The sequence below is a fragment of the Bradyrhizobium sp. 2TAF24 genome (assembly GCF_052115025.1).
Classification (GTDB): domain Bacteria; phylum Pseudomonadota; class Alphaproteobacteria; order Rhizobiales; family Xanthobacteraceae; genus Bradyrhizobium_A.
In genome coordinates, this window is record NZ_JBFRFW010000018.1 from 90,362 (window position 1) to 115,274 (window position 24,913).

The 24,913-nt window shown below is 61.6% G+C and carries 28 protein-coding genes; 26 read left to right on the forward strand and 2 right to left on the reverse strand.

Annotated elements, in window-relative coordinates; all coding sequences use genetic code 11:
• Positions 1–29: 29 nt before the first annotated feature.
• The 15 genes from AB4Z37_RS25625 to AB4Z37_RS25695 all read left to right on the forward strand — a co-directional run bounded on the left by AB4Z37_RS25625 (position 30) and on the right by AB4Z37_RS25695 (position 12,625).
• A complete protein-coding gene (locus AB4Z37_RS25625; protein WP_441519530.1) occupies positions 30–305 on the forward strand; it encodes a metal-sensitive transcriptional regulator in 276 nt (91 codons plus the stop codon).
• Between the two features lie 96 nt (positions 306–401).
• Positions 402–857 carry a hypothetical protein gene (locus AB4Z37_RS25630; protein ID WP_441519531.1) on the forward strand — a complete coding sequence of 152 codons (456 nt, stop codon included), beginning with the start codon at positions 402–404 and terminating at the stop codon, positions 855–857.
• A 77-nt stretch (positions 858–934) separates the two neighbouring features.
• The gene (locus AB4Z37_RS25635; RefSeq protein WP_441519532.1) at positions 935–1,225 is read left to right on the forward strand and encodes a hypothetical protein; all 291 of its coding nucleotides are present in this window, start codon (positions 935–937) and stop codon (positions 1,223–1,225) included.
• A 45-nt stretch (positions 1,226–1,270) separates the two neighbouring features.
• The gene (locus AB4Z37_RS25640; protein WP_441519581.1) at positions 1,271–2,701 is read left to right on the forward strand and encodes a TolC family protein; all 1,431 of its coding nucleotides are present in this window, start codon (positions 1,271–1,273) and stop codon (positions 2,699–2,701) included.
• 10 nt (positions 2,702–2,711) lie between these two features.
• Positions 2,712–4,085, forward strand: coding sequence for a multicopper oxidase family protein (locus AB4Z37_RS25645; RefSeq protein WP_100554761.1), 1,374 nt, complete (start codon positions 2,712–2,714; stop codon positions 4,083–4,085).
• Positions 4,086–4,128: 43 nt separating this feature from the next.
• Complete coding sequence (locus AB4Z37_RS25650; protein ID WP_441519533.1) at positions 4,129–4,626, forward strand: cupredoxin domain-containing protein; 498 nt, start codon at positions 4,129–4,131, stop codon at positions 4,624–4,626.
• 25 nt (positions 4,627–4,651) lie between these two features.
• Positions 4,652–4,954 (forward strand): copper-binding protein, encoded by a 303-nt coding sequence (locus AB4Z37_RS25655; protein ID WP_441519534.1) that lies wholly within the window; start codon positions 4,652–4,654, stop codon positions 4,952–4,954.
• Positions 4,955–5,028: 74 nt separating this feature from the next.
• A complete protein-coding gene (locus AB4Z37_RS25660; RefSeq protein ID WP_441519535.1) occupies positions 5,029–6,015 on the forward strand; it encodes an FkbM family methyltransferase in 987 nt (328 codons plus the stop codon).
• A 309-nt stretch (positions 6,016–6,324) separates the two neighbouring features.
• Positions 6,325–6,654: a DUF305 domain-containing protein gene (locus tag AB4Z37_RS25665; RefSeq protein WP_441519536.1), complete on the forward strand. Its 330-nt coding sequence runs from the start codon at positions 6,325–6,327 to the stop codon at positions 6,652–6,654.
• Positions 6,655–6,684: 30 nt separating this feature from the next.
• Entirely contained in the window at positions 6,685–8,613 is a 1,929-nt protein-coding gene (locus AB4Z37_RS25670) for a DUF4396 domain-containing protein (RefSeq protein WP_441519537.1), read from the forward strand.
• Positions 8,614–8,642: 29 nt separating this feature from the next.
• Positions 8,643–8,972: a four-helix bundle copper-binding protein gene (locus tag AB4Z37_RS25675; protein WP_441519538.1), complete on the forward strand. Its 330-nt coding sequence runs from the start codon at positions 8,643–8,645 to the stop codon at positions 8,970–8,972.
• Positions 8,973–9,074: 102 nt separating this feature from the next.
• Positions 9,075–10,268 (forward strand): OpgC family protein, encoded by a 1,194-nt coding sequence (locus tag AB4Z37_RS25680; RefSeq protein ID WP_441519539.1) that lies wholly within the window; start codon positions 9,075–9,077, stop codon positions 10,266–10,268.
• Positions 10,265–10,885, forward strand: coding sequence for a c-type cytochrome (locus AB4Z37_RS25685; protein WP_441519540.1), 621 nt, complete (start codon positions 10,265–10,267; stop codon positions 10,883–10,885). The genes AB4Z37_RS25680 and AB4Z37_RS25685 overlap by 4 nt, the downstream gene beginning before the upstream one ends.
• Before the next feature lie 45 nt (positions 10,886–10,930).
• Positions 10,931–11,197: a PilZ domain-containing protein gene (locus AB4Z37_RS25690; protein WP_441519541.1), complete on the forward strand. Its 267-nt coding sequence runs from the start codon at positions 10,931–10,933 to the stop codon at positions 11,195–11,197.
• 111 nt (positions 11,198–11,308) lie between these two features.
• Positions 11,309–12,625 (forward strand): type II restriction endonuclease, encoded by a 1,317-nt coding sequence (locus AB4Z37_RS25695; RefSeq protein ID WP_441519542.1) that lies wholly within the window; start codon positions 11,309–11,311, stop codon positions 12,623–12,625.
• Positions 12,626–13,150: 525 nt separating this feature from the next.
• On the opposite strand, the gene flgF is transcribed toward AB4Z37_RS25695, so the two are convergent.
• Together flgF and AB4Z37_RS25705 are read right to left on the reverse strand one after the other, a co-directional pair.
• On the reverse strand, positions 13,151–13,885 hold the full coding sequence (flgF, locus tag AB4Z37_RS25700) for a flagellar basal-body rod protein FlgF (RefSeq protein ID WP_441519543.1): 735 nt from the start codon (positions 13,883–13,885) through the stop codon (positions 13,151–13,153).
• A 235-nt stretch (positions 13,886–14,120) separates the two neighbouring features.
• A complete protein-coding gene (locus tag AB4Z37_RS25705; RefSeq protein WP_441519544.1) occupies positions 14,121–14,390 on the reverse strand; it encodes a flagellar biosynthetic protein FliQ in 270 nt (89 codons plus the stop codon).
• 239 nt (positions 14,391–14,629) lie between these two features.
• Here AB4Z37_RS25705 and AB4Z37_RS25710 point away from each other — a divergent pair, with 239 nt between their 5' ends.
• The 11 genes from AB4Z37_RS25710 (at position 14,630) to AB4Z37_RS25760 (ending at position 24,320) form a co-directional block, all read left to right on the forward strand.
• Positions 14,630–15,106, forward strand: a complete 477-nt coding sequence (locus AB4Z37_RS25710) for a DUF411 domain-containing protein (protein WP_441519545.1) — start codon at positions 14,630–14,632, stop codon at positions 15,104–15,106.
• Positions 15,107–15,214: 108 nt separating this feature from the next.
• Entirely contained in the window at positions 15,215–15,571 is a 357-nt protein-coding gene (locus AB4Z37_RS25715; protein WP_441519546.1) for a hypothetical protein, read from the forward strand.
• Between the two features lie 99 nt (positions 15,572–15,670).
• Positions 15,671–16,075: a FixH family protein gene (locus tag AB4Z37_RS25720; RefSeq protein ID WP_441519547.1), complete on the forward strand. Its 405-nt coding sequence runs from the start codon at positions 15,671–15,673 to the stop codon at positions 16,073–16,075.
• Positions 16,076–16,146: 71 nt separating this feature from the next.
• On the forward strand, positions 16,147–17,316 hold the full coding sequence (locus AB4Z37_RS25725) for a TolC family protein (RefSeq protein WP_441519548.1): 1,170 nt from the start codon (positions 16,147–16,149) through the stop codon (positions 17,314–17,316).
• Positions 17,313–18,746 carry an efflux RND transporter periplasmic adaptor subunit gene (locus AB4Z37_RS25730; protein ID WP_441519549.1) on the forward strand — a complete coding sequence of 478 codons (1,434 nt, stop codon included), beginning with the start codon at positions 17,313–17,315 and terminating at the stop codon, positions 18,744–18,746. Before AB4Z37_RS25725 ends, AB4Z37_RS25730 begins: the two co-directional genes overlap by 4 nt.
• Positions 18,743–21,934, forward strand: a complete 3,192-nt coding sequence (locus AB4Z37_RS25735) for an efflux RND transporter permease subunit (RefSeq protein ID WP_441519550.1) — start codon at positions 18,743–18,745, stop codon at positions 21,932–21,934. The genes AB4Z37_RS25730 and AB4Z37_RS25735 overlap by 4 nt, the downstream gene beginning before the upstream one ends.
• Before the next feature lie 39 nt (positions 21,935–21,973).
• Positions 21,974–22,423 (forward strand): helix-turn-helix domain-containing protein, encoded by a 450-nt coding sequence (locus tag AB4Z37_RS25740; RefSeq protein ID WP_441519551.1) that lies wholly within the window; start codon positions 21,974–21,976, stop codon positions 22,421–22,423.
• 100 nt (positions 22,424–22,523) lie between these two features.
• On the forward strand, positions 22,524–23,081 hold the full coding sequence (locus tag AB4Z37_RS25745) for a sigma-70 family RNA polymerase sigma factor (protein WP_441519552.1): 558 nt from the start codon (positions 22,524–22,526) through the stop codon (positions 23,079–23,081).
• On the forward strand, positions 23,078–23,719 hold the full coding sequence (locus AB4Z37_RS25750; RefSeq protein ID WP_441519553.1) for an NrsF family protein: 642 nt from the start codon (positions 23,078–23,080) through the stop codon (positions 23,717–23,719). Before AB4Z37_RS25745 ends, AB4Z37_RS25750 begins: the two co-directional genes overlap by 4 nt.
• A gap of 108 nt (positions 23,720–23,827) precedes the next feature.
• Positions 23,828–24,091, forward strand: coding sequence for a hypothetical protein (locus AB4Z37_RS25755; RefSeq protein ID WP_441519554.1), 264 nt, complete (start codon positions 23,828–23,830; stop codon positions 24,089–24,091).
• 94 nt (positions 24,092–24,185) lie between these two features.
• Positions 24,186–24,320 carry a hypothetical protein gene (locus AB4Z37_RS25760; protein WP_256372041.1) on the forward strand — a complete coding sequence of 45 codons (135 nt, stop codon included), beginning with the start codon at positions 24,186–24,188 and terminating at the stop codon, positions 24,318–24,320.
• Positions 24,321–24,913: the final 593 nt, after the last annotated feature.

Here is a 24,913-nt window from a genome sequence, read left to right on the forward strand (position 1 = left end):
CCCATACCGTGTAGGGGTATATAAGACTCATGCGGAAAGACATCAAGGTATCCTGTCAGAAACGCCTTGGCCGGATCGAGGGCCAGGTGCGCGGCCTCTCCAAAATGGTGGACGAGGAGCGCTACTGCATCGATATCGTCACGCAGATTTCGGCGGTCCGTGCCGCGCTGCGGCGGGTCGAGGAGGAAGTCCTCAAGGACCACGTCTCCCATTGCGTGGAACACGCCATCGCGAGCGGCGACAAAGTAGACCAGCGAAAGAAGATCGCCGAACTGATGGCCGTGATCGGCCGGGCGGACCGATGAGCGACACTACAAGTTCCATCTTGGCGGCGCCGATCTTCGCCGCTATGCTTCCGAGTCTTGGTGCGAAAAGGCGTTAATGTCTCTATGCTCGTCCGGTTGACCAGAACGAAGCGAACAAGGGCAGGGTGGCTGGTAGCCCTCGCCTATCTGCTTTGCGTACTGGCGCCGACAATCTCCTATGCGCTGCCGGGCGTCCATGCTCCGGCCCCGTGCCTGACGGACGAGAATCACGTTCCCGGAATGGTTCATGTCCATTTCGAGCCGCAGCATCTGCATGACGACGGCCAGATCCATGATCATGCCGCTGCGCAAGCACATTTCGGCGGCGGTGACCATTCGATGTCGATGGCATCTGATTCGCAGTCGGCTCCAGAAAAAGCTCCGCATAAATCCGGCGGGGAGTGCTGCGGGCTGATGTGCGTGACCGCTCTTCCGGCGAAGGTCGTCGACATCGTGAAGCCTTCCGCTCCGACGGCGCTTTGCGAAGTCGAAGGTTACCTGAACGTCGCCGACAAGGCTCCCCCCCGGCACTATCGCCCCCCCATTTCCTGACCTGATCAAAGCTACGCGGTGCCGTGCCTGTCGAGGGCTCGCGCGCCTGTGGTCCATCGTCAGTTCAGGAAAAGATAATGTTTGTGCAGCTTGGGGCAATTCTCGCCGCCGTCCGGTCGGTGGTGAAGAGGATATTAGGCAATAGATTTCGGGCAATCGCGGGGATGACCGCCGCGACGTTGTCGCTCGGGGGATGCATTCCGACCGTTCCGCTCGTCGGTGCGGATCCGGCCGACCCGAACGTGCCGGTCGCCGGCGTCAGCTACCGCTCCGGCATCGCGCCCTACACAAGCATGCGGCCGACCGCGCCATCCGGCTGGAAAGAACAGAACCAGCGCGTAACTCCCACGCCCAAATCCGAGCAGTAGGAGGACGCCATGACAGAAAAACTTTTCATCCGACTGCGACGCGCGATGGGCGCCACTGGGGCCAGAACGGCGCTATCGTCGCTGTCAGCCGCGCTGCTGCTCTCGGGCTGCGCAACGTTCTCTCCGGACGGCGGCATGACGGCGGTGGCCGACATCGCCGGCGGCACCATCAAGAAGGACGTGATCTCGATCCGGACCGCTGACGACGTCGTGGTCGCGAACGATGCGGTCAAGCGGCTGCTGCGCCGGACCCTGAACGTCGAAACCGCGGTCCAGGTCGCGCTCCTCAGCAACCGGGGCCTCCAGGCGGCCTACAACGAACTGGCGCTGGCGGAAGCGGACCTCGTCCAGGAGAGCCTGCCGCCCAATCCCACGTTCTCGATTTCGCGGATATCGGGCAACGGAGCCGTCGAGATCGAACGGCAGGTCGTCGGCGACATTCTGGCGCTCGCCACCCTGCCGTTCCGCTCGGAAATCGCGCGTCAGCGCTTCCGGCAGGCGCAGTTGCGGGCCGCCCTCGAGACGCTGCGGCTCGCCGCGGAAGTCAGACGGTCCTATTACCGCGCGGTCGCCGCCAACGAACTCATCGGACTTCTCGCGGACGCCAAATCCACCGCGGAATCCACGGCCCAACTAGCCCTCAAACTCGGCCAGACCGGATCGCTCAACAAGCTCGACCAGGCGCGCGAGCAGGTGTTCTATGCCGAGACCACGGCCGAACTCGGATCGATACGCCAGGAGGCGGCGAGCTCGCGGGAACGCCTCGCGCGTCTGATGGGGCTTTGGGGAAGCGACCTGGCCTTCCGGATTCCCAGCACGTTGCCGGCGTTGCCCCGGCATCCTTCGGCGCTCCCGTTGATCGAGGTCGATGCGGTCAGCCACCGCATCGACCTGCAGATCGCGCGGATCGAACTCGACGCCCTCGCGAAATCTCTCAATCTGACGGAAGCGAGCCGGTTCGTGACGCTCCTCGATGTGGCGGGGATCGACCGCAAAACGCGCGATCCCGAAAGTGCGCCCTTCCGCGAACGCGGCTTCGACATCCAGTTCCAGATTCCGATCTTCGACGGCGGCGAGGTGCGGGTCCGGCAGGCTGCCGAGACCTACAATAAGTCGTTCAACCGCCTGACCGAAAAGGCGATCAACGTACGTTCTGAGGCAAGGGACGCCTACCGCGTCTACAGGGCGACCTACGAAATCGCCGGCCAGTACCAGCGTGAAGTGCTGCCGCTGCGCAAGATCATCACCGAAGAGATGCAGCTACGCTTCTCGAGCATGCAGATCGACGTTTTCGCGCTACTGACCGAGGCGCGCCAGCGCATCGCATCGCTGCGCGCCGGAATCGAGGCCAAGCGAGACTTCTGGTTCGCCCAGTCCGACCTTCAGACGGTCGTCAACGGCGGCGGCTCCGGAGAGTCCCAGAACCAACCCCGTCAGACCACCACCGCCCAGGCCGGCGGGGGCGGCGGCCATTAAGGAGACAATCATGCTATCGCGTAGAGGATTCATCGGAACGGCCGCGCTGATAAGCGCGAGCGCGGTGAGCGGCCGGGTGCAGGCGGCCAACATTCCGGAAGCGCCCTTCATGGAAAAGGCGGTAATGCAGCCGCCGCTGCATCCGACGTCCGGTCCGGACTATCGGCCGGTCGTGACGTTGAACGGATGGTCGCTGCCGTGGCGGATGAACGGGGACTGGAAGGAATTCCATCTCGTCGCCGAACCGGTCGTGCGCGAGTTCGCTGAGGGCATGAAGGCCTACTTGTGGGGATACAACGGGCAATCGCCCGGTCCGACCATCGAGGCGGTCGAAGGCGACAAGGTCCGGATCTTCGTCACCAACAAGCTGCCCGAGCATACCACCGTGCACTGGCACGGCATGATCGTACCGAACGGCATGGACGGGGTGGGCGGCCTCAACCAGCCTCACATCAAACCCGGCAAGACCTTCGTCTACGAATTCCAGATCAAGACGAGCGGGACGTTCATGTACCACCCGCACTCGGACGAGATGGTGCAGATGGCGATGGGCATGATGGGCATGTTCATTGTCCACCCCCGGGACCAGACCTTCCGGCCCGTCGACCGCGACTTCGTCTTCATCATGAGCACGTATCTCATCGACCCCGGCACCTACCTGCCGAAGGTCAACGAGATGACCGACTTCAACATGTGGACGTGGAACAGCCGCGTGTTTCCCGGCATCGATCCGCTGCCCGTCCGCCTGGGTGACAAGGTACGGGTGCGCATCGGAAATCTCACGATGACAAACCATCCGATCCATCTGCACGGGCACAGCTTCGCGGTGACCTGCACCGACGGCGGCTGGGTGCCAGAAAGCGCGCAGTTGCCGGAGACGACGACCGACGTTCCCGTCGGAGCGGTCCGCGCCTTCGACGTGCTCGCGGACAATCCCGGCGACTGGGCATTCCACTGCCACAAGTCGCACCACACCATGAACTCGATGGGGCACGACATGCGCAACATGATCGGTGTGTCGAAGAAGGATCTCGCCAAGGCTGTCGGCAAGCTTGCTCCGGACGCGATGGTGATGGGTTCGACCGGAATGGCCATGGGCGAGATGGAGATGCCGATGCCGGACAACACGCTCATGATGATGTCGGGCTCCGGTCAGTTCGGCCCCATCGAAATGGGCGGCATGTTCTCCGTGATGAAGATCCGGGAAGGAATGGCCCGCGACGATTACAAGGACCCGGGCCCCTACAAAAATCCGCAAGGCACGGTCGCATACGAAGTCGATGCGCCCGCCTCAGCGGCTCCCCGCCAGAACGGCGGCAAGGAGGAAGGCGGGACGACGCAAATGAAGGGCATGAAAGGAATGAAAGGCATGAAGGGCATGTGATCCGGACGCCTTTTCGAACTCAACATCAGACAGGAGAAGACTAATGAAGACCATCAATCAAGCCGTCGCTTCGGCATTCGCGGGTTTACTGCTGGCAGGCGGTACCGCCGTTTGGGCGGGCGAGGGTCCGGCCGGCCACAGCCACAGCCACGACGAGACGTTCTCCGCCGGCGAGCCCGGCGATGCCAAGAAGCCCGCCCGGATCGTCCAGGTGACCATGGGCGAGACGGGCGGGAAGATGATGTTCATGCCCGCAAAACTGGAGATCAAGACGGGCGAGCAGGTCAAGTTCATGCTCCGCAACAATGGCGAACTCGACCATGAATTCATCCTCGCGACGACCGCCGAAAATCTCAAGCATGCGGAGGCCATGAAGAAGAATCCGGACATGGAGCACGACGACCCGAACGGCAAGCGGCTTGCCCCCAAGAAGACCGACGAGATCGTCTGGAAGTTCAGCAAGCCCGGAGAGTTCGAATATTCGTGCCTAATCCCGGGTCATCGCGAAGCCGGCATGGTCGGCACGATCGTCGTCAAGTGATCCCGACAAAGCCAAGGAAAACATCATGAAGAACAAACTTCCAGCAGCGGTTTTCGCCGTCGTTCTAGCGACAATTTCGACCGCGGCGTTCGCCCAGAACGCAATGGTCAACGGCGAGGTGAAGAAGATCGACGAGACCGCCGGCAAGATCACGTTGAAGCACGGCCCCATCAAGAACCTCGATATGGACGAAGACGGCATGACCATGGTCTTCCGGGTGCAGGATCCGGGGATGCTCAAGCAGGTCAAGGTCGGCGACAAGGTCCAGTTCGAAGCCGAACGGGCGACCGCCGGCATCACGATCACGAAGATGCAGAAGGGCAAGTAACCCCGGAACGGCCGGTGCCGCCGCGCTGCGTGAGCCGGCGGCACCGGGTCGAGAAGCGGATCTTGGAGGAAAGGATGGAGGCGTCGTTGCGCCAGGCTGACGGAGTTGCGGCCGAACGGCCGCTCGCTTTCGATCGCAAGAGCGGAAGGCTGAGCGGCGCCGGCGTGATCGACCGCGTCGCGGTGCTGGCCCTTCAGGCCGGATCCGTCATCACGCGACCTTACGGACATCGCGGCTACAGGCACGGTTGCAAGGCGGTCGCGACCGTCGTTGCCGATCGCGACATCATCGTCCGGTTGAACGAGGATGCCGACTTCGCCATCCCGTTCTGCGACGGATACTGGAGCAGAATGCTTAATCCGAGATACGATTATGAAGAGGAAATCGAAGCCTTCTTAAGGTGCGCGGCAGACCTCAGGTACTCCTTCGTCGACTGCGGGGCGAACTTCGGTTACTGGTCCGTGCTGGCGTCCAGCCGGCCTTTCGGCAGGCAGCCCACGCTCGCCATCGAATCGTCTCCGGAAAACGCGAAACGGCTTGGCGCGAACGCGCTCCTAAACGGCGACCGTTTCCGATGGCTCAACGCCGCGGTCGGTGGACAGGCGGCCGGTTTTGTGAGGATCACGGGCGCAAGGCATGAAGCCTTGGAGACCCTCAGGCTGACCGAAAACGAGCCGGACGCCGTACCTGTCGTTTCGCTGGACAGCCTGGTTGCGGGCGGGCTCGTCGATGCATCGCTTCCGGTGGTGGTCAAGCTCGATGTGGAAGGCGTGGAAATCGAAGCGCTGACCGGCGCGGAACGGCTGATGCACCGCGATTGCGTGGTCATCTGCGAGGAGCACGGATCCGACACGACGCATGGCATCACGCGTCACCTCCTCGAAGAGATGTCGCTCAGAGTATTTGTGTTCGATCCCAGGGCGTGCCGGTTCAACCGTCTCGACGGAATCAAGCGGCTGGATTCGATCAAGAGGCATCCGTGGGTCGGCTACAATGTCTTCGCTACCTCCAGCGCATTGTGGGAAGAGCGACTGCTCGCTGCGACGTGGAGGTACCGATGATCGGTTCGAGCCAGCGCGCATCGCCGCCGCAGCACGATAGGCTTAGCAAATACCCAGGCTGTCCGGAGAGTGCTTTTCCGCCCGCCGCGGCGACATGCCGTTGCGTGAAATTGCAGGAGGTCTGCCGCGCACGTCGGCCATGAATCCGGTTTTTTAGAAAATGCTCAGTCCGGCGAGGTCCTGTCGACAGCGCGTGCTCGTGCTTGAGCAAACGCTCGTCGCCAAAGCCGGAAATGTCGTCGCCACATCCGCGGAACAACAATATGTGCCGGCCGTTTGCGAATGTGTTTTCAAACAATGGAGAATGAGATGACACGAAACATCCTGAAGATTTCGGCCGCGTCTGTCGCGGTGCTGTTTGCGCTATCGATGCCTTCGTACGCCGACGACGCCGGTCCGGCCTACACAAAGTCCATGGAAAAAATGAATGCCGACATGAAGAAGGGAATGGATCCCGACCCTACGAAGGCGTGGGCGAAGATGATGGTCGCTCACCATCAGGGCGCGATCGAGATGTCGCAGACGGTGCTGAAGGAGACTAAAGACCCGATGATCCGCGAAATGGCCGAGAAGACGGTCAAGGATCAGACCAAAGAGCAGGCCATGCTCAAGGACTGGATCGGCAAGCACGGCGGCTGAACAGCCTGAACACCTGACCGCGAGGACTTCATGATCGCACTTCCCTACGATTATTTTCTGATCGCATGGTTCGTCCTCGCGGCGGGCTCTACGGCCTACGTCGCGTTCGACCAGTTCAACGGCAATCCCGAGCCGACGGTGATGAAGTGGGGTTTCATCCTGGTCACCCTCTACATGGGCCCGTTCGGATTGCTGCTCTACGTGCTCGCGGACAAGGAGCCCCGTCCAGGGGAGCATGAGCACTTCACATCGCCCCTCTGGAAGCAGGGCGTCGGGAGCACTATTCACTGCGTTGCGGGGGATGCCACCGGCATCATTCTGGCGGCGACCGTGACGGCACTGCTGGGCCTTCCGATGTGGATCGACCTTATCGTCGAATACATTGCCGGTTTCTCGTTCGGTCTGTTCATTTTCCAGTCCCTCTTCATGAAGAAGATGATGGGCGGCACCTATTGGGAAAATGTCCGCAAGAGCTTCATGCCGGAATTCATCAGCATGAACGCGATGATGGCGGGAATGGCGCCGACGATGAGCCTGCTGATGATGGGCCGCGACATGCGCGCCATGGATCCGCTCGAATTCGTCTTCTGGGGCGTGATGTCTCTCGGTGTCATGGTCGGATTCACGACGGCCTATCCGTTCAACGTCTGGATGGTGAAGAAGAAGGTCAAGCACGGCCTGATGACCGAACGGCCGGAGGCAGCCGGCCAACAACGCGACATGTCCGGAATGAAGTCCGAGACGGGTCAAATGTCGGATGAGCAGATGAGCCACATGGAGGGACATGGGGGACAACAGAAAGCAAAAAAGTCGGGCGACCGCGAAGCGTCCCCTGGCGGGGGCCATCAGATGGGCGGCGACGCGACGACTCCACAGTTGGCGGCGCTCGCCGGCGTGACGTCGTTCCTTCTGATCTCCGGAATGGTGATACCGGGGTTTTCCGTCAACCTCGGTCTCAGCGCCCGCGACGTCGACGGCTCCATCATGCCGCCGGGGATGATCAACACCTTCGATCTGCCCGGCGAGGCGATGAAGGACATGGCCGCCGTGAAGCCGCGTCAAGTCGCCTACGTGGCGGCGCCCGACGCGAGGGGCGACAAGGTCCTTGCGCCGCGCATCGAGAACGGGGTCAAGGTCTTCGACATCAAGGCCGAGATCATCCGATGGAACATCCTTCCGGACGTGGCGGTCGAGGCCTACGCGTACAATCGTCAGGTCCCGGGACCGCGGCTGCAGGTGACGGAGGGGGATCATGTCCGCATCAACTTCCGTAATGCGCTTCCGGAGAGCACCACGGTTCATTGGCACGGACTGATCGTCCCGAATGAGATGGACGGGCCAGCCAACGTCACCCAAGACCCGGTGCCGCCGGGCGGCTCCTACACCTACGAATTCGACGTGGGCCAGAGCGGCACGTACTTCTACCACAGCCACGATCATCCGGACCGCCAGCAGGCGCTCGGGCTCTACGGGGCGCTGCTGATCGCGCCGAAGGATCCCTCGGCCGAGGTGAAGGCCGACCTTGATTACACGATTCAGCTACAGGAGTGGCTGAAGCGCGAATGGCTGACGTATCCAGCGATGCTGATGGAAGGGGCGCTACCGAACTACTTCACCATCAACGGCAAGGCCTATCCGTCGACCGACACCGTCGCCATGAAGGTCGGGCAGACCATCAAGCTCCGCTTCATCGGCACGAACAACAACTTCGTGCATCCCATGCATGTGCACGGCGGACCGTTCGAAGTCGTCGCCGTGGACGGGGTGAACCTCAAGGAAAGCGCGCGATACCAGGCGGACACGGTCAACGTCGCTCCCGGACAGCGCTACGACGTGGTCTGGACGGCGCGGAAGCCGGGCAAATGGCTGGTGCACTGCCACATCCCGCATCACACGGCCAACAACAACGTTGAGCAGCACGGCGGCGGCGGCCTGATGCTTGTCCTAAACGTCCAGTAGGGCCGGCGGAAAACAAAGGAGAGAATGAGATGAAGACGAGCAAGGAGATGCAGGCGTGCATCGACGAATGCCTGCGCTGCTACCAGATGTGTCTCGGGACGGCGATGACCCACTGCCTGGAAATGGGCGGCGAACATGTGGAGCCGCCGCACTTCAGGCTGATGATGGCCTGCTCCGAAATGTGCCGCACCGCGGCGCACTTCATGCTTCTCAACTCGCCTCACCATGCGCACGTCTGCGAGGAGTGCGCCGAGATCTGCGCCGAATGCGCTAAGGACTGCGAGCGCGTCGGCGGGATGGACGACTGCGTGAGGGCATGTACGCGTTGTGCCGAAAGTTGCCGGGCGATGGCAGGCTAATCGATGCCGTCTTTACAGCCGGTCAGAATATCGCCGCCTGACGAACCGTCGACAACAGTGGCTTCGTCGGAGCCAGCATCGTCGGACAATGTCAAGAGTTCAATGCCAGCTTCCAAGGCCGTTTCGCCGCGAGGGCGGGATCTGCGTCTCGACCTATTTCGCGGTCTCGCGAACTGGGCGATATTTCTCGACCATATCCCCAACAACTCGATCGCTTGGCTGACGACGAGAAACTACGGTTTCAGCGACGCCGCCGACATCTTCGTCTTCATCTCCGGCTACACGGCGGCGTTCGTGTACGCTCGAAAGATATCCGCACAAGGAATGCTCGCCGGAACGGCTCTGCTGATGCGGCGCGTTTGGCAGCTATACGTCGCCCACGTCCTGCTGTTCGTCTTCTACGCCGCGGCGATCGGCTACGTGGCACAGCGCTACGGGCATTCGCACCTTCTCGACGAATTCAATGTCGCCGGCCTGATCGAGCAGCCGGTCGCCACGCTTACGCAAGGGTTGATGCTGAAGTTCAAGCCGTTGAACCTGGATGTCCTTCCTCTCTACATCGTTCTGATGGCCGGTTTCCCGCCGCTGCTGATCGCCATGATGCGGTGGCCGAATGCGGCGTTGGCGGCTTCGATCTCGGTCTACCTGTCTGCGCGTCTATTCGGTTGGAATTTCTCGGCATATCCTTCCGGCGACTGGTACTTCAATCCGTTCGCCTGGCAGCTTCTGTTCACGCTGGGTGCATGGGCGGCCCTGGGCGGTCGCACGCGCATGCAGGTACTGGCGCGGTCCCGTGCCGTCCTTGCAGCGAGCATCGCTTTCGTCGTCTTTGCCGCTGTCGTGACGCTCGCTGACCGTCTCGGGACGACAGCGTTTCTGCCGACCGGCATGCTCGAATGGTTCGTCCCGAACGACAAGACGAACCTCGCGCCTTACCGGGTGCTGCACTTCCTTGCGGTGGCCGTCATCGTGGTCCGTCTGGTTCCGTCCGATTGGAGCGGGCTGCGATCCGCGGCGCTGCAGCCGTTGATCGTCTGCGGCCAGCGGTCCCTCGAAGTGTTCTGCGTCGGTATCTTTCTGTCGTTCGTCGGCCACTTCATCCTTGAAATGTATTCGGATGGGTTGGCCGCTCAAGTCGCGGTCAGCGCGGGCGGCTTGGCGCTCATGACGTGCGTCGCTTTCTACCGGAACTGGTCGCGTTCGCTGGACCGGCCACCGTCATCCGCAAAACGAACCGCCGTACTTGACGTCCGTCGGCGAGAACCTTCAACAGACCAAAAGGTGGATGCTAAATGACGAGACGGTTGGGTGTTGCGGTCCTCGCTGCGTTGGCTCTATTTGGCGGAATTCTATTCTACGTGGGCTACGGCTTCTACGATGTCGGCGCGGACACGCCGCATTGGGAAATCACCCGAAGAGTGATGGAGACCGTTCGTAACCGCTCCATCGCAGTACGCGCCAGCAGGATCGAGCTACCCGACCTCCAGGACGAACAGCTTGTTCTCAAGGGAGCAGGGCAATATGCGGCAATGTGCGTCAATTGCCACCTTGCGCCCGAGCAATCGGATTCGGAAATCCGGCCTGGCCTTTACCCGAAGCCGCCCAATCTTTCCGAGCAGCGTTTCGATCCCAAGACCGTGTTCTGGGTCACGAAACATGGGTTGAAAATGAGCGGCATGCCGGCGTGGGGTCTCGGACATGACGATGCGACCATCTGGAGCATCGTCGCATTCGTCACCAAGCTGCCCGGCCTATCCGCCGAGCACTACAAGGACATGGTCGCGAGGGCGCCTCCGGACGAAGAGATGGAGTCCATGGACAAGGGGGACGGCAAGAAGCCGGAAAAAAATGGCGAGAAGCCCGGGGCCGGGATGCCGATGCAAACCGAGCAAAAGGGTGAACACAAACACTGAGCCGACAGCGGCCTATCGTCGGCCGAAGACAGGTGGAGGATGTGGATGGAAGACGACAACAGGTCTGCGCCGCGTCACAAAGTCCTGAAGGCCGCGATGATTTCCTTCGGGGGAGGGGCCATTAGCTGTACCGTCCGGAACCTTTCGGACAGTGGTGCCTCGCTCGAAGTGGCGTCGCCGATCGGAATTCCAGATTCCGTGGTCCTTGAGCTCGAAGGCGGCGGCCGCCGATGCCGGGTGGTCTGGCGGAAGGAGAAGCGGATCGGCGTCCGGTTTGTAGACCGGAAGGACAAGCCCGAAGTGTCGTCTTAGCTGTGCGGAAAGGGACAAGTCCGGTATATTGGTTGAGCTTGAACGAGAGTTCGGGTACCGGGCGCGAGGCCAAATGGCCTGCCGCCGAAGTTAGAACGGGTGGTTTAGCGAATGGAGCAGGCTTGGGTCGGAGATCTTATACAGCATTGGAGGAATGACGAGGGGGGGACGTACCGGACGTGGTTTCTGTGGGACGCGCGGATCAAAAATTTCCGATCTATCAGGCGCGGACTTCAGGAGGTGATCGCCGAGATCAAGGCTGACACGTTCGGAAACGCCTATCGCGGCTCATCGCTCGAAACGGTGCTGGATTCGATCGCCGAGCAGCGGCAGGTCTTCAAGGGCGCCGACCATGCATTCATGTGGAAACCGAAGCTCCGTATCCCGGACATCTACGAAAATCGGCCTAACCAGGTGGCCTTCGGGAATTTCCTCGATACCTGTCTTTGCTGCAATACCGAGGAACACGTGATCGAAGCGATCCAGAAGCTCGACCGGGTGACCATCAAGGGGCTCGGTCCCGCAGCCGCAAATCTGCTGTATTTCCTGCATCCGACGATCGCGCCGCCGTTCAACACCGCCATCGTGAGAGGATACAATGCCCTGACGGGAGCGGACGTGAAATTGGGCCGTTGGGAGCAGTATCTCGCCATGCGCCGAGGAGTCCTGGCGCTGAACTCGCAGTATCGGAATCTGCTTTCCAACGATCTCGGAGCCGCGGCGGCGTTCCTGTTCGAGGTCGGCACCGGACGCTATCCGCTTCCGGAACGCGAAGAAGACGGCTCCCTCGATCGCTGGAGGTCCGATCTCGATCAGGTCCGCGCGGATTCCGCAGCGTCTTCGAAAGCGGTGGCAGCAGCCCGTGAGGCGGACCATACCCATACCGAGATCCAAGGGTGGCTGCGGGACTTGGGTTTAGCCCTTGGATTCCAGGTGTGGATAGCCTCGAACGACGGAGCGCGATCCTACAAGGATGGGCGGCTGGCGGACGGCTGTCTCGACCGCTTGCCCGCGGCCTTGGCCGAGGCCGGCGCTGCGGACGCCATTCGTCTCATTGACGTGCTCTGGATCGAACAAGGCGGCGATGTGGCTGCCGCTTTCGAAGTCGAACACACCACCAGCATCTATTCCGGCATCGTCCGGATGCTCGACCTTGCGCTGGGCATCGATGGTGCCGCAGCGCGCAACTTCTTCCTCGTGGCTCCGGACGACCGCGAGGGCGAAGTTAGAGCGCAGTTTGCCAGGCCGGCGTTCTCACGGGTCGCCGAACTCAACCTTCGTTATCTGCCATACAGCGAGTTGCGGGACCACCGCGACGCCATTGCCCGCTTTGGAAACGGCATCAAGGGAATCCTGGCGATTGCTCGGCTGATCAGGCCGATCATGTCGACCGCGCAAGACGCCACCGGCAATGTTTCAGGCTGCTGACTCTTGCCGACCGCAAGCTACGACACTCTGTCCTTGGCAATGCCGGCGGGATTCGAACGCGCGCGCTTCGATCCGACCTTAAGCGGCCAGCCCGCGGCCCGCGACGACGTCACTGCACCCGACTAACTCGGGCAAAGGCGCGACCGATACGCCTGTGGGCCCGCCGCGACCTCGGTGGGAGGCTTTCCGATGCAGGCGAGGGTGCGCCCGGCAAATCCCGGACGCTTTGCGAAACCGGGGGCTCCTGGGGCCCACAGCCCTCGGGAGGGAGCAACAGGGACCGCTAGAGACGCCCCCGAACAAAGACTATTTCGGTTTCGGCCCGGTTGCGCGTTCCCGTCGGCAATCGTCGATCTCGTCGACGAGACGGCGCGCAAGAGGATGAAGACCGACGCCGTGGGTTGGCTCGCCGGCAAACTTCGTCAGCCGCGCTGACAACGGTCCGGACACAACCGCCCTCGGTTTTGCTTCAGGAGGCCATCGCGCTTCTCACCGGAGATCCAGAAACCTGATATCGCGGACGATTCAGTCGGGGACGGTTCCTAGCTTGTTCAGATCGTCGACGCTCTGCGAATTCTTGAGGAGCCCACCTACCTGTTCGTAGGACCTGGTCACCTCGCTCAATCGGCTCATCTCCTGGACGTTCTGGACATTGGATTTCTCCAAAGCGCCGACCGACAGTTTCACGGACCCCGTCGGAATATCGAGGGCAGGAGTCTGGCTCTGAAATAGGTTAGACCCCACCGCTTGAAGAGGGCCGTCGAACCGAACGAGGCGAAGGCTGCCGAGAATCCGTTGCCGGGAACTGATGGTGCCGTCGGCGGCGATCGTCAATGAGCGCTCTTCGGGTGCGATCGTGATCGGACCAGTCCGGGAAAGGATCGGCTGGCCTTCCATAGTGACCAAGCGTCCGGTGGCATCGGTGGTAAGCGCGCCGGCCCGCGTGTAGCGCTCTCCCTGCGGCGTCTGGACGGCAAAATAGCCGTCTCCGACGATGGCTACGTCGAGAGGATTTCCGGTGAGTTGAATGGGGCCCCCGGAGACGTCCGGATACTGGAATCCGGCATTCACCAACGAGACCGGGCGCTCCCTTTTTCCGTCGGCTTCGCCCTCCTTCGCCGGCGAGAGATATTCCTGAAAGGAAAGCTGGCGCGCACGAAAGCCGGTCGTGTCAGCGTTGGCGACGTTGTTGGCAACGTTGTCGAGCCTGCGTTCCAGCGCGATCAGTCTCGACAGATGAATAATCGTGGTCTCGCCCATGCGATCGCCGAATCAGCCGGTTCAGTTGGACCGAGTGTAGCAGATTTCCGAATCCCAGCCCTCTGGAGTGTTCGGACACTACGGGGCTTGCGCCGCGCGAGAGGAGCAAACGCAACCAGATGACGAGGGCAGCGAAAGAATGCTTTGCGGCTTACATCGTTCGAAGACGCAGCTTGCCGAGCCACCAGGAAAACGAATACTCATAGACCGGCTTGGATGGCCACGCGCAAAAGAGTCAATTGGTGGGCATGCTGATTTGCGCGACCATCCGCAAGAATTGGTTATGCGAAGTCTCAGCCATGAAGGGCAACGCGATCATAAAAGTAACGAATGTCGCAAGGATCTTGGGGGTTTGAATGAGCGTCTGCTCTTGGATTTGCGTAAGGGCCTGGAACAGCGAGACGGCGACGCCAACGACGGTACCGACGATCAACAAGGGTGCCGAAATCACGACAACCGTGATGATGGCATCGTGCGCAGCGCTCATCACTTCGAGACCGTTCATGAAGAATCTCCCTGCTGCAATATGGTCTTTTGCATCTGCGATGGTTAACAACTGGTTAATGGCCATCCTTTGCAGAGGGGTCACCGCCAGCCTCAAATAAAGCAAGCTGCTCGCGGCATGAGGCCGATGGCCGGCCGACTGTTTCCGAGGGCGAAAGGGACGCTGATCACGCGGATTTGGGCCCGCGGTCGCGAAGACCTAGATATGATCCTTGCTGAACGTCAGGGGATGTCCAGAAGATGTACAAATTAAGCACAGTGACTCGGCGAAGTGCGCTCGCGATCTTCGCAGCGGGACTGGTTGCGCGGGGGTATCCCGCCTCGGCGCAGACGCCAGCCATCCTCGTTCACAAGGATCCGAATTGCGGATGCTGCACGGGTTGGGTGCAACACCTCAAGAACGCTGGATTCACCGTCACTGTCCAGGAGACGGCGCAGCTTCCGGCAGTCCGGAAGCGCCTCGGCGTGCCGGGCGACCTTGCAGCGTGCCACACTGCGGAAATCGGGGGGTACGTCATCGAAGGCCATGTACCCGCTTTGGCCTTGCGACATTTGTTGGAGAAACGGCCAACCGCCATCGGACTTGCGGTTCCAGGCATGCCGGCGGGATCGCCGGGAATGGAGGGCGGACCCGCCCGGAAGTACGACGTGGTCCTTTTCGGGGCCACCGGCCGGCGGTCATTCATGCAGTTTATCGGCTCTGAAATCGCTAGTTGAAGCGCTTCTTCGGTTAACCGATAACCCTCATTTGGCCTGGAAACGCCTCTGGCGAAGATGTGAAGGGATAGTCCTTCTCAAGTTCCCTATCCCGTGGGATGGTAGGCAATGAATCTTCGCCGACTCATCGGTCGTTTGCTGGCGGTCTTCGTGATCGTAGGGCTCGTCTTTGCGCCGCTGGTAACACCGGCGGCGGCAAAGCGTCTGGCTGCCGCTGAGATGACCGATATGGCCGCGCTGTCCGGCGACATGCCGTGCTGCCCGGACGGCCAGAAGAGCAATAACTGCCAGGATTGTCCGCTTGTCGCGATGTGCATGCTGACTATCGCCCAGGCTGAGCCGTCCTCGACAAACGCTATCCAGGTTTCCTTCCAGACTCGCAGGCTGTCTTTCGCCCTCGACGACTTGATCGCGGACGGCCTCATGGGTTCCCCTCTGGATCATCCTCCTCGAATCTCGATCTGATCGGCGTCACCACGCCGTCTGCCGCTGCGCGGTCCTTGGGTCGCGCGGATAAAGCATGCCGCCGTTCGGCGGCACATCAGGACATCGAGGATCTGCAAAATGAAGAATTACAACTACGCGCGTGCGCTCCAGGCGGTGCTAATCGGCATTGCAATGACCGGTTCGGCCACGCTCGCCCGCGCCGACATCAAGGACTATGAATTCCAACTCATCGACAAGGCAGTCAAGAAGGGGGATGCGACCATCTCGGTCCGCCTGATCCACAAGCCCGATGGCAAGCCCGTTCCCGATGCGGTGATCTTCGCCAAGAGATTGGATATGGCGCCGGACGGCATGGAGACGATGAAGACCTCGATCGAGGCGATGCCGAGCACGGAGCCGGGCGTCTACAAGTTCAAGGCGGCCATAACGATGGAGGGCGGCTGGCAATTGTCCCTCGGCGCCAAGGTTCAGGGTGAAACCGGGACGGTCGAAAGCAAGCTCGTCCTCAAGGCCACGCCGTGATTCGCTCAGCCGGAATCACTCGCTTCGCTGCAATCGGAGCAACCATAGCTATGCTGTGGTTGTCCCCGGCTATGGCCGCCGACCAGATATTGCCGGGAACGACCGCCGAAAGCGTCGTCGCGGTCGCGAAACGCCTCAACCCGACGGTGGCGGCGGCCGCGCTCGAGTTCGATGCCGCGGTCCACAAGATCGGGACAGCAGGCGTATTGGCTGACCCGACCCTCATTCTCGAAGCCTGGGACGTAAACCGGCAGGGCGTGGGACAGCGCCGCATAGGCATCGACCAGGAGATCAAGCTTTGGGGCAAATACGGCCTCGAGCGCAATGTCGCCCAGGCCGACGCCGATGCAGCAAAATTCCAGGGTCGTGCCACCGTGACCGAACTCATCGCGCAGGTCATTGCAGCGCATGGCGAATACAATGCCGCGTATGAAGCCGTTGGAGTCGCCACCGAAATCAAGCGGCGGTACGACGAGAAGCTCGGATTGTTGCGTTCGCGATACGGCACGACATCGGTCGACCGGCAGGACGTCATCAAGGCCGAGATCGAAGCGGCTACCGCCGACGGCGACGTCGTCCGCCGACAAGGCGAACAGAAGGCAGCGGCGGCCAGGCTGAATGCCCTGATCGGCCGTCCGTCCCTGGCGCCCTTGGCTCCGCCGACCGGCTTTCGAGCAATCAAGGCAATCAGCCTCGCGCAGGTTCAGGCACTCGCGCGCTCTGCTAACCCGATGCTGGCGCTGGCCGGAGCACAGAGCAATTCCGCGGCCCAGACCAAATCCCTTACCGACCTCAACTACTATCCCGACGTCACGCTCGGCGCGAAATACGTGCAGCGGCCCGGGACCGAGGATACCGGCGAGTTCATGCTCGGCGTCAAGCTGCCGCTGCACTATGAAGTCAAGGACGCCGAACAGCGGGCGGCGGGCGCGCGTCTCGGCGCCGCGCAAGCCCGCAGCGAGGCGCTGCGGCTGCGGGTCGACGGACAGATCGCCGACGCATGGTTCAGCGTCGATGCGCTGCGGAAGGTCGTGCAGATCTACGCGTCGCGCCAATTGCCGCCTGCACGATCATCCCTCGACAATGCGCGGAACGGTTTCCAGGCCGGCACGTCCGATCTTTCCTCGGTCTTCGAGGCGGAGCGCAGGCTTCGCGCTGTCCAGCTCGACCTGCTGAAGCTCAAGGTAGAACTTCAAACGAAATACGCCGAAATGGAACGTCTGGCCGGAGGTTCGCTATGAGACGGCCAGTAGGTGCTTTGTTAGCCTTTACGGCGATCCTGGCCGCCGGAGTGGTCGGATTGGCCGTCGGACGTTCGAGCGCTCCGCTTCCAGGATGGCTGTCCGCCGTACTTCCCGCAGCGGCAAAGCCAAGTTCCGCTCAATTGGCTGCGACAGGACCGATCGTCTACTACCGTGATCCGGACGGCGCGCCCGATTATTCCATGACGCCGAAGAAGACGCCGTCGGGCAAGGAATATTCAGCGGTCCGCGCCAGCGAAGATGTGAGCTTCGAGGAGCACGCTCCGGAAGCCATGACTGCGAAGGGCGGCGAACGCGGGCGGATCAAATTCTATCGTAACCCTATGGGCCTTCCGGACACGTCGCCGACGCCGAAAAAGGATTCGATGGGGATGGATTATCTCCCCGTATATGAGGGCGAACAAGACGACAACTCATCGGTCAAAGTGAGCGCGGGCAAGCTGCAGAAGGCAGGTGTCCAGACCGAGGTCGCGGAGCGCCGCACCTTGAATACGATGGTCCGGGCACCGGGTACGGTACAGCAGGACGAGCGGCGCGTGTCCGTCGTCTCGCTCAGGTTCGAGGGCTTCATCGACACCGTCGACAACGTCACGACCGGCATGCACGTCCGCAAGGGCCAGCCGTTGATGCGCATCTACGGCCCGAACCTGTCGAGCGCCGCCGCCGAATATCTCTCGGCCCTTAACGCCCGTCCGGAAGCCGGCATCAGCGGCCAGGCCCTGAAAGGGGCGCGTCGCCGCCTCGAAAACCTCGGTGCGCCCGATGGGTTTATTGCCGACATCGAGCGGACGCGCGAGGTCCCGGTCTACCTGAACTGGCCTGCGCCGCAGGACGGGGAGATCGTGGAGCGGACGGCCGTCAACGGGATGCGTGCAGCGCCTGGAGACGTGCTTTTCAGGATCGTCGACCATGATGTCGTCTGGGTGATGGTCGACGTTGCCGAACGCGATCTTGCGCTCATCGAAGTCGGACAAACCGCCACCGTGCGTCTGCGCGCCTATCCGAACCGTCCGTTCACGGGGAAAATCACTGTGATCTATCCGCACCTGAAACCGGAAACGCGGACGGCGCGGATAAGAATCGAACTGTCCAATCCGGAAGACGTGCTGCGGCCCGACATGTACGCCGACGTGGAAATCGCCACGGGGACGGACGCACCCGTCGTGACAGTCTCCAGCAGCGCGGTCATCGACAGCGGCGAGCGGCAGCTTGTGCTTCTCGACAAGGGCGAGGGCCGTTTCGAACCGCGCGCGGTCAAGCTGGGGCGGCGCGGCGGCGGCCTGACCGAGATCAAGGAAGGGCTCGCCGAAAACGACAAAGTCGTCTCTTCCGCCAACTTCCTGATCGATGCCGAAAGCAATCTCAAGGCAGCGCTCAAGGGCCTCGACACCGGAGAGAAATCACAATGATCGCGCGGCTCATCGATTGGTCGGCCCGGAACCTGATGCTCGTTTTCATCGGCGCAGTCTTCGCTGTTGCGGCCGGGGTCTATGCCCTGCAGCGCTCGGCTCTCGATGCGATCCCCGACCTCTCCGACACTCAGGTCATCGTCTACACCGAGTACAAAGGTCAGGCGCCCCAGGTCATCGAGGACCAGGTCACCTATCCCTTGACGACGGCCATGCTCACGGTGCCGAAGTCGAAGGTGGTGCGCGGGTTCTCCTTCTTCGGCGTCTCGTTCGTCTACATCATCTTCGAAGACGGCACCGACATCTACTGGGCTCGTTCGCGTGTGCTGGAATACCTCAACGCCGCGGCGCGCAAATTGCCCGCCGGCGTGACGCCGACGTTGGGGCCCGATGCGACGGGCGTCGGCTGGGTCTATCAGTACGCGCTGCAGTCCAAGGACAAATCGCTGGCCGATCTGCGATCGATCCAGGACTGGACCATCCGATACGGAATTTCCAAAGCGGAAGGCGTGGCCGAGGTCGCAAGCGTAGGCGGCTTCGTCAGGCAATACAACATTATCGTCGATCCGAACCGGTTGAGATCGCTCGACATACCGCTTGCGAAGGTGCGCGATGCGGTCCGCGGCAGCAACATGGACGTGGGCGGGCGCACCGTCGAGCTTTCCGAGTTCGAATTCGTCGTGCGGGGCAGGGGGTACGTCAAGAGCCTCTCCGACTTATCGAACATCGTGCTGAAGGTCGACAAGGGCACGCCGGTCCTGCTGAAGGATGTCGCACGGGTCGAGCTCGGCCCGGACGAACGCCGGGGCATAACCGAACTCAACGGGGAAGGCGAGGTCGCCAGCGGCATCGCCCTGCAACGCTTCGGACAGAATGCGCTCGATGTCATCGACAATGTGAAGGCGCGGCTTTCCGATATGGCGTCGGCGCTGCCAAAAGGCGTCGAGATCATCCCGGTCTACGACCGTTCGAACCTGATCCACGACGCGATCGAGACGCTCAAGCGGACGCTCACGGAAGAGAGCATCGTCGTTGCCCTGGTCTGCATCGTCTTCCTGCTGCACGTCCGCAGCGCGCTGGTCGCCATAGTCATGCTTCCGGTCGGGATCCTGATGGCGTTCGGCGCCATGAAGGTGCTGGGGATCGGGTCGAACATCATGAGCCTGGGCGGGATCGCCATTGCCATCGGCGCCATGATCGACGGCGCCATCGTCATGATCGAGAACGCCCACAAGCATCTCGAGCGCGCGCCGCCGGACAAGCCGCGCCTCGAAGTCCTGATCGAGGCGGCGAGCGAGGTCGGCCCCGCTCTGTTTTTCAGCCTGCTGATCATCACGGTGTCGTTCCTGCCGATCTTCACCATGGAATCGCAGGAAGGCCGGCTATTCAGCCCGCTGGCGTTCACCAAGACGTTCTCGATGGCTGCGGCGGCGATCCTGTCGATCACGCTGGTGCCGGCGCTCATGGTCCTGTTCGTGCGCGGCAAGATCATTCCGGAGCACAAAAATCCGATCAATCACTTCCTGATCTGGGTCTATCGGCCGCTGATCCGTGGTGTGCTGCAGGCCAAGACGCTGACGATACTTCTGGCACTCGCCGCCTTGGCCGTCAGCCTCTGGCCGGCCCGTCAACTCGGAACGGAATTCATGCCGAGCCTGAACGAAGGCACGCTGATGTACATGCCGACGACGTTGCCTGGCTTATCAGTAACCAAGGCGGCGGAAATCCTGCAGACGCAGAACAAGGTCATCAAGACCTTTCCGGAAGTCGCGTCGGTCTACGGCAAAGCGGGGCGCGCCGAGACTGCGACCGATCCTGCGCCGACCGAGATGTTCGAGACGATCGTCAATCTCAAGCCCAAGGCGCAGTGGCGTGCCGGGTTGACTGTCGACGGCCTCATCGCCGAACTAGACAAGGCGCTTCAGTTTCCGGGCGTTTCCAATGCCTGGACCATGCCGATCAAGGCCCGCACCGACATGCTCGCCACCGGGATCCGCACGCCCGTCGGTATCAAGGTGCTGGGTACCGACCTGGTCGAAATGGAGAAGCTTGCCCGCCAGATTGAAGCCGTCGTGAAAGCGGTGCCTGGCACATCGAGCGCTTACGCGGAACGCGTCATCGGAGGCTACTATCTCGATGTGGTTCCGGATCGCGAGGCGCTTGCGCGCTACGGTCTGATGGTGAGCGACGTGCAGGACACGGTCTCGTCGGCGCTCGGCGGAGAGACGATCACCACCACGGTCGAGGGTCGCGAGCGCTATGGCGTCAACCTTCGATACCCACGCGACCTGCGCAGCGACCCGCAATCGATTGCCCGGGATGTCCTGGTCGCGATGCCGAATGGGGGGACGGTCCCGCTGGGCGAGGTTGCCGCGATCAAGCTCGCGCGCGGTCCCACGTCGATCCGGACGGAGAACGGCCAACTGGCGGTCTACATCTTCGTCGACATCCGCGACCGGGATCTCGGCGGCTATGTCGCCGATGCCAAGGCAGCCGTGGCTGCAAGCGTGCAGTTTCCGCCGGGAAATTATGTCGTCTGGAGCGGCCAGTTCGAATATCTGGAGCGCGCCACCGCGCGGCTGAAGATCGTGGTGCCGGTTACGCTGCTCATCATCTTCCTGCTGCTGTATCTCAACTTCCGCCGGCTGACCGAGACATTGATCGTGATGCTGTCGCTGCCGTTCGCCCTCGTCGGCGGATTTTGGCTGATGTGGTGGCTTGGTTTCAACATGTCTGTCGCTGTCGCCGTCGGCTTCATTGCGTTGGCGGGCGTTGCGGCCGAGACCGGTGTCATCATGCTGATCTATCTCGATCATGCGATGAAGGAGATTCACGCCCAACGGCAAGCCGAAGGCAAGCCGCTCACGCGAGCGGACTTGAACGAAGCGATCATGCTCGGCGCCGTCGAGCGGGTGCGCCCTAAGATGATGACCGTTGTCGCCATCATGGCAGGCCTCATACCGATCCTGTGGAGCAGTGGCACGGGTTCCGAGGTCATGCAACGCATCGCCGTGCCAATGATCGGCGGCATGATCTCGTCGACGATCCTGACGCTCATCGTGATTCCAGCCGTTTACGCTCTGGTCAAAGGATTTCGATTGCCCCGCGCACCGAACTCGGCCGTGGGTCGGAGCAACAACGAACAGGCGAGCCCAGATGATTTACATCGCTCGCAAGCTGCGGAATGACGGAAGCGCGCACTCGTTCCTCGGCGCCAGGATGACGTGATGGACCAGTGGGACTTCAAGAAGTGGCGGAAGAAGTTGGGACTCAATCAGGTCATGGCTGGAGAGATGCTCGGGCTGAGCCGCGGCGCTGTTCAATACTGGGAAAGCGACCTCAGGCCGGTGCCGCGCGCCGTCGAGCTTGCCTGTCAGGAATTGTTGCGGCGCTGGAAGCAGCGGCCGGAGTACGGGCCCGTAACCCTGCTGTATTCCGACGGTCCAGTATCTGAGGTCGATTCCCGCCCATCCGGCGACCTGGTCCTGCGATGCGAGCCGCATCCGGACAACGAGAGTGCCTTGGGCCGCGTCGTTCGGCTGAGCGAAACCCTGAATTTGTTCATGCCGCTTATCGTGGATGACGATGGAACCGCGGTCTGGGCCGGCCCCGAATTGCTGCACGAATGCGAGGAGCGGAAAAGGCGAGATCGGCAAGCAAAGCGCATTGAGGCCTAGCCGAAGCGCTGCAGCAGGCCTTACCGACTTTTTTCGAGGCCTGTCACCTTCGGCTGTAACCAAATCCGCCGGCGCGGCGAACTAACAGAGATACGCAAGCATGGCGACCCACGAAATCGAACTCAAGGCGCTAATGCTTGCCAGCCTGGACGGCGACGCAGCCGCGCACCGCGCGCTGCTCGAGCGATTGAGCAGCCGTTTGAGGGCGTACTACAAGGGCAAGCTCGCCAGTGTGGGACGGGGTGCGGCAGAGGCGGAGGATCTCGTTCAGGAGGCGGTCTTGGCGGTCCACTTCAAGCGGCACACCTATGATCCCGCCGAGCCTCTGACGCCCTGGGTCCATGCGATCGCGCGCTACAAGTTGATCGATTTCCTGCGGCGTACCCGCACATCGCGGGCCGACGTGCCGATCGAGGAGGCCGATGCGATCATGGCGCACGACGACAATGTCGGCGCGGAGAGTGGCTACGATGTTAGGAGGCTCATGGAGCGACTACCGAAAAACATGCGGTGTTCCATCGAGGCCGTGAAGCTGGACGGCTTGAGCATCGCGGAGGCGGCAGTACGATGCGGTATCTCCGAACCGGGGGTCAAAGTGAGCATCCACCGCGGGCTCAAGGCACTGGCGACGCTGATCGCCCGGGAAACGCGGACATGAAGACTGACGAGCTTGTGGCCCTCCTGAGTACCAATCCCGAGCCGGTCGATCGCGGCTTGGTCGTTCGCACGCTTCTGATCGCGCTTGGGTCAGGTTCAATTCTGGCGCTGGGGATCACGATCTTCGGGCTGGGCGTCCGTCCGGACATGTTGACGTCCGGCGCCCTGGGTTTCGTCGTCGCAAAGGTCTCATTCGCGGTCGGGATCTCCAGCCTCGCGCTTGTCTATCTCGCAAAGCTGGCGCGCCCTGGCGGAGAACGAAAACCTCGATCGTATCTCGTTGCGGTGCCGTTTCTTGTCATCGTGGCGCTTGCAGCAATCAGCCTCGGGCTGGCGCCAAGCTCGCACTGGACCAAGATGATCATCGGAGACGAATGGCTCGAATGCCTTGTTTCCATTCCGGTCATCGCTATCGTTCCTTTCGCCGTCGCTATCTGGGCCGTTCGACAGGCGGCGCCTACGAACCTTGCTCGCACGGGTGCTTTCGCGGGGCTTGTTGCGGGCGGCGTTAGCGCGATGGCGTATGCGCTGCATTGCGCGGACGATTCCCTGCCTTTTGTAGCGGTTTGGTACGGCGGCACGATTGTGCTTTGCACCTTAGCGGGCGCAGCAATGGGGCCACGACTATTGCGTTGGTGAGCGTTTGCCGGTCACGTCAGCGTGAGCTTGTAACCGGCGAACGAAACGGTCCGAACTCATTAGTAGAAGCGCACAAGATGCGCTTCGAAGAACTGATGGAGCCGGATCATGACGAAAAAACTTCTCACGATTTCACTATTGTTGCCGCTGATAGCGGCGTCGGCATCTGCATTTGCCGGATCGACGATAACCGACAAGAGCTATTGGCCGAATGAGGCCAGGCAACGCGCACAAGGCTGGGCCGGTAGCTCGCAAGGCGATCCGAATTCCGCGTTCGCATACGACCGGATACCGTCACGCCTGCAGCCCACGACGAATCCAAACGACGGCGGAACAGCTTGGCGCTATCATGGCGGTCCCAAGTCTCGATGACGGTGCGTTAGAAACTGATGCCGGTGGCCCAGGCCGACCTCGAACCATCCAGGAGTTCGCGACCTCCTGCGCCGTCAACAAGACGAGGTGATCCATGATGAACGGTATGTCGCCCGCAATGACTTGGGGCATGGGTCTGGTCTGCGTGCTGGTCATCGTCGTTTTAGTATTGGCGGCAGCGGCGCTGGTTAAATATCTGACTTCCGGAAGCAAGGTGCGCAGTGATTGAGGAGTTCGGAGGGACCGAGTCGAATCGTGGAGGCTTTACGCCTGAACGGCGTGCGGACGGCAGGAGGCGCGGAAGGAGGGACGGGCGTCCTGCTCCCCGGACCGGATGGTCGAAAACGGGAGTGCTTGGTGGCTGTCCCGGCCGGCATGCCTAAGAGGCCGCCGCGAGCTCCGTGGGAGGGTTTGTAAGGCAGGTCAATGGAAGGGGGTAGAAGTCAAGATCGCCAAACGGGAGGTTCCCGCGGCTGGCGGGTCGCGCGCAAGATGTCTTTCGTTGCCCGCAGGCGCCGCGGGCGGAGGGACCGTTCCCCGAGGACACAAAGCGGAGGACACAAAGCGGCGAAGCCTAGCGTTAGGCGCCCGCATCCGAGATTTCGCCTTAAGGATCCCAGACCGCCAAGCTTAGGCTGGCGGTGCGACGTGTCGGAAGACGCCGGGGCGGCGGTTTCATCGCCCGTCCAGTCAACACAATCTGGTGAAAGCAAGACAGTCCGGTGAAAAGTAACGCTCGCCGAGCGGAGAACCGGAGGCGCAACCGCCTTTTCACATGAAATACGGATAGCCGAATTTGTGATAGTGTTCCAGAAACAAATT

Bases quoted from the DNA above. Each gene is read 5' to 3' on its own strand.
- AB4Z37_RS25735 (WP_441519550.1), top strand. From the start codon at position 18,743: ATGATCGCGCGGCTCATCGATTGGTCGGCCCGGAACCTGATGCTCGTT.
- AB4Z37_RS25695 (WP_441519542.1), top strand. From the start codon at position 11,309: ATGGAGCAGGCTTGGGTCGGAGATCTTATACAGCATTGGAGGAATGAC.
- AB4Z37_RS25645 (WP_100554761.1), top strand. From the start codon at position 2,712: ATGCTATCGCGTAGAGGATTCATCGGAACGGCCGCGCTGATAAGCGCG.
- AB4Z37_RS25680 (WP_441519539.1), top strand. From the start codon at position 9,075: ATGCCAGCTTCCAAGGCCGTTTCGCCGCGAGGGCGGGATCTGCGTCTC.
- AB4Z37_RS25655 (WP_441519534.1), top strand. From the start codon at position 4,652: ATGAAGAACAAACTTCCAGCAGCGGTTTTCGCCGTCGTTCTAGCGACA.
- flgF (WP_441519543.1), bottom strand. From the start codon at position 13,885: ATGGGCGAGACCACGATTATTCATCTGTCGAGACTGATCGCGCTGGAA.
- AB4Z37_RS25675 (WP_441519538.1), top strand. From the start codon at position 8,643: ATGAAGACGAGCAAGGAGATGCAGGCGTGCATCGACGAATGCCTGCGC.
- AB4Z37_RS25650 (WP_441519533.1), top strand. From the start codon at position 4,129: ATGAAGACCATCAATCAAGCCGTCGCTTCGGCATTCGCGGGTTTACTG.
- AB4Z37_RS25755 (WP_441519554.1), top strand. From the start codon at position 23,828: ATGACGAAAAAACTTCTCACGATTTCACTATTGTTGCCGCTGATAGCG.
- AB4Z37_RS25715 (WP_441519546.1), top strand. From the start codon at position 15,215: ATGAATCTTCGCCGACTCATCGGTCGTTTGCTGGCGGTCTTCGTGATC.
- AB4Z37_RS25710 (WP_441519545.1), top strand. From the start codon at position 14,630: ATGTACAAATTAAGCACAGTGACTCGGCGAAGTGCGCTCGCGATCTTC.
- AB4Z37_RS25730 (WP_441519549.1), top strand. From the start codon at position 17,313: ATGAGACGGCCAGTAGGTGCTTTGTTAGCCTTTACGGCGATCCTGGCC.
- AB4Z37_RS25705 (WP_441519544.1), bottom strand. From the start codon at position 14,390: ATGAACGGTCTCGAAGTGATGAGCGCTGCGCACGATGCCATCATCACG.
- AB4Z37_RS25685 (WP_441519540.1), top strand. From the start codon at position 10,265: ATGACGAGACGGTTGGGTGTTGCGGTCCTCGCTGCGTTGGCTCTATTT.
- AB4Z37_RS25670 (WP_441519537.1), top strand. From the start codon at position 6,685: ATGATCGCACTTCCCTACGATTATTTTCTGATCGCATGGTTCGTCCTC.
- AB4Z37_RS25690 (WP_441519541.1), top strand. From the start codon at position 10,931: ATGGAAGACGACAACAGGTCTGCGCCGCGTCACAAAGTCCTGAAGGCC.
- AB4Z37_RS25640 (WP_441519581.1), top strand. From the start codon at position 1,271: ATGGGCGCCACTGGGGCCAGAACGGCGCTATCGTCGCTGTCAGCCGCG.
- AB4Z37_RS25660 (WP_441519535.1), top strand. From the start codon at position 5,029: ATGGAGGCGTCGTTGCGCCAGGCTGACGGAGTTGCGGCCGAACGGCCG.
- AB4Z37_RS25720 (WP_441519547.1), top strand. From the start codon at position 15,671: ATGAAGAATTACAACTACGCGCGTGCGCTCCAGGCGGTGCTAATCGGC.
- AB4Z37_RS25760 (WP_256372041.1), top strand. From the start codon at position 24,186: ATGATGAACGGTATGTCGCCCGCAATGACTTGGGGCATGGGTCTGGTC.
- AB4Z37_RS25665 (WP_441519536.1), top strand. From the start codon at position 6,325: ATGACACGAAACATCCTGAAGATTTCGGCCGCGTCTGTCGCGGTGCTG.
- AB4Z37_RS25725 (WP_441519548.1), top strand. From the start codon at position 16,147: ATGGCCGCCGACCAGATATTGCCGGGAACGACCGCCGAAAGCGTCGTC.
- AB4Z37_RS25740 (WP_441519551.1), top strand. From the start codon at position 21,974: ATGGACCAGTGGGACTTCAAGAAGTGGCGGAAGAAGTTGGGACTCAAT.
- AB4Z37_RS25625 (WP_441519530.1), top strand. From the start codon at position 30: ATGCGGAAAGACATCAAGGTATCCTGTCAGAAACGCCTTGGCCGGATC.
- AB4Z37_RS25745 (WP_441519552.1), top strand. From the start codon at position 22,524: ATGGCGACCCACGAAATCGAACTCAAGGCGCTAATGCTTGCCAGCCTG.
- AB4Z37_RS25635 (WP_441519532.1), top strand. From the start codon at position 935: ATGTTTGTGCAGCTTGGGGCAATTCTCGCCGCCGTCCGGTCGGTGGTG.
- AB4Z37_RS25750 (WP_441519553.1), top strand. From the start codon at position 23,078: ATGAAGACTGACGAGCTTGTGGCCCTCCTGAGTACCAATCCCGAGCCG.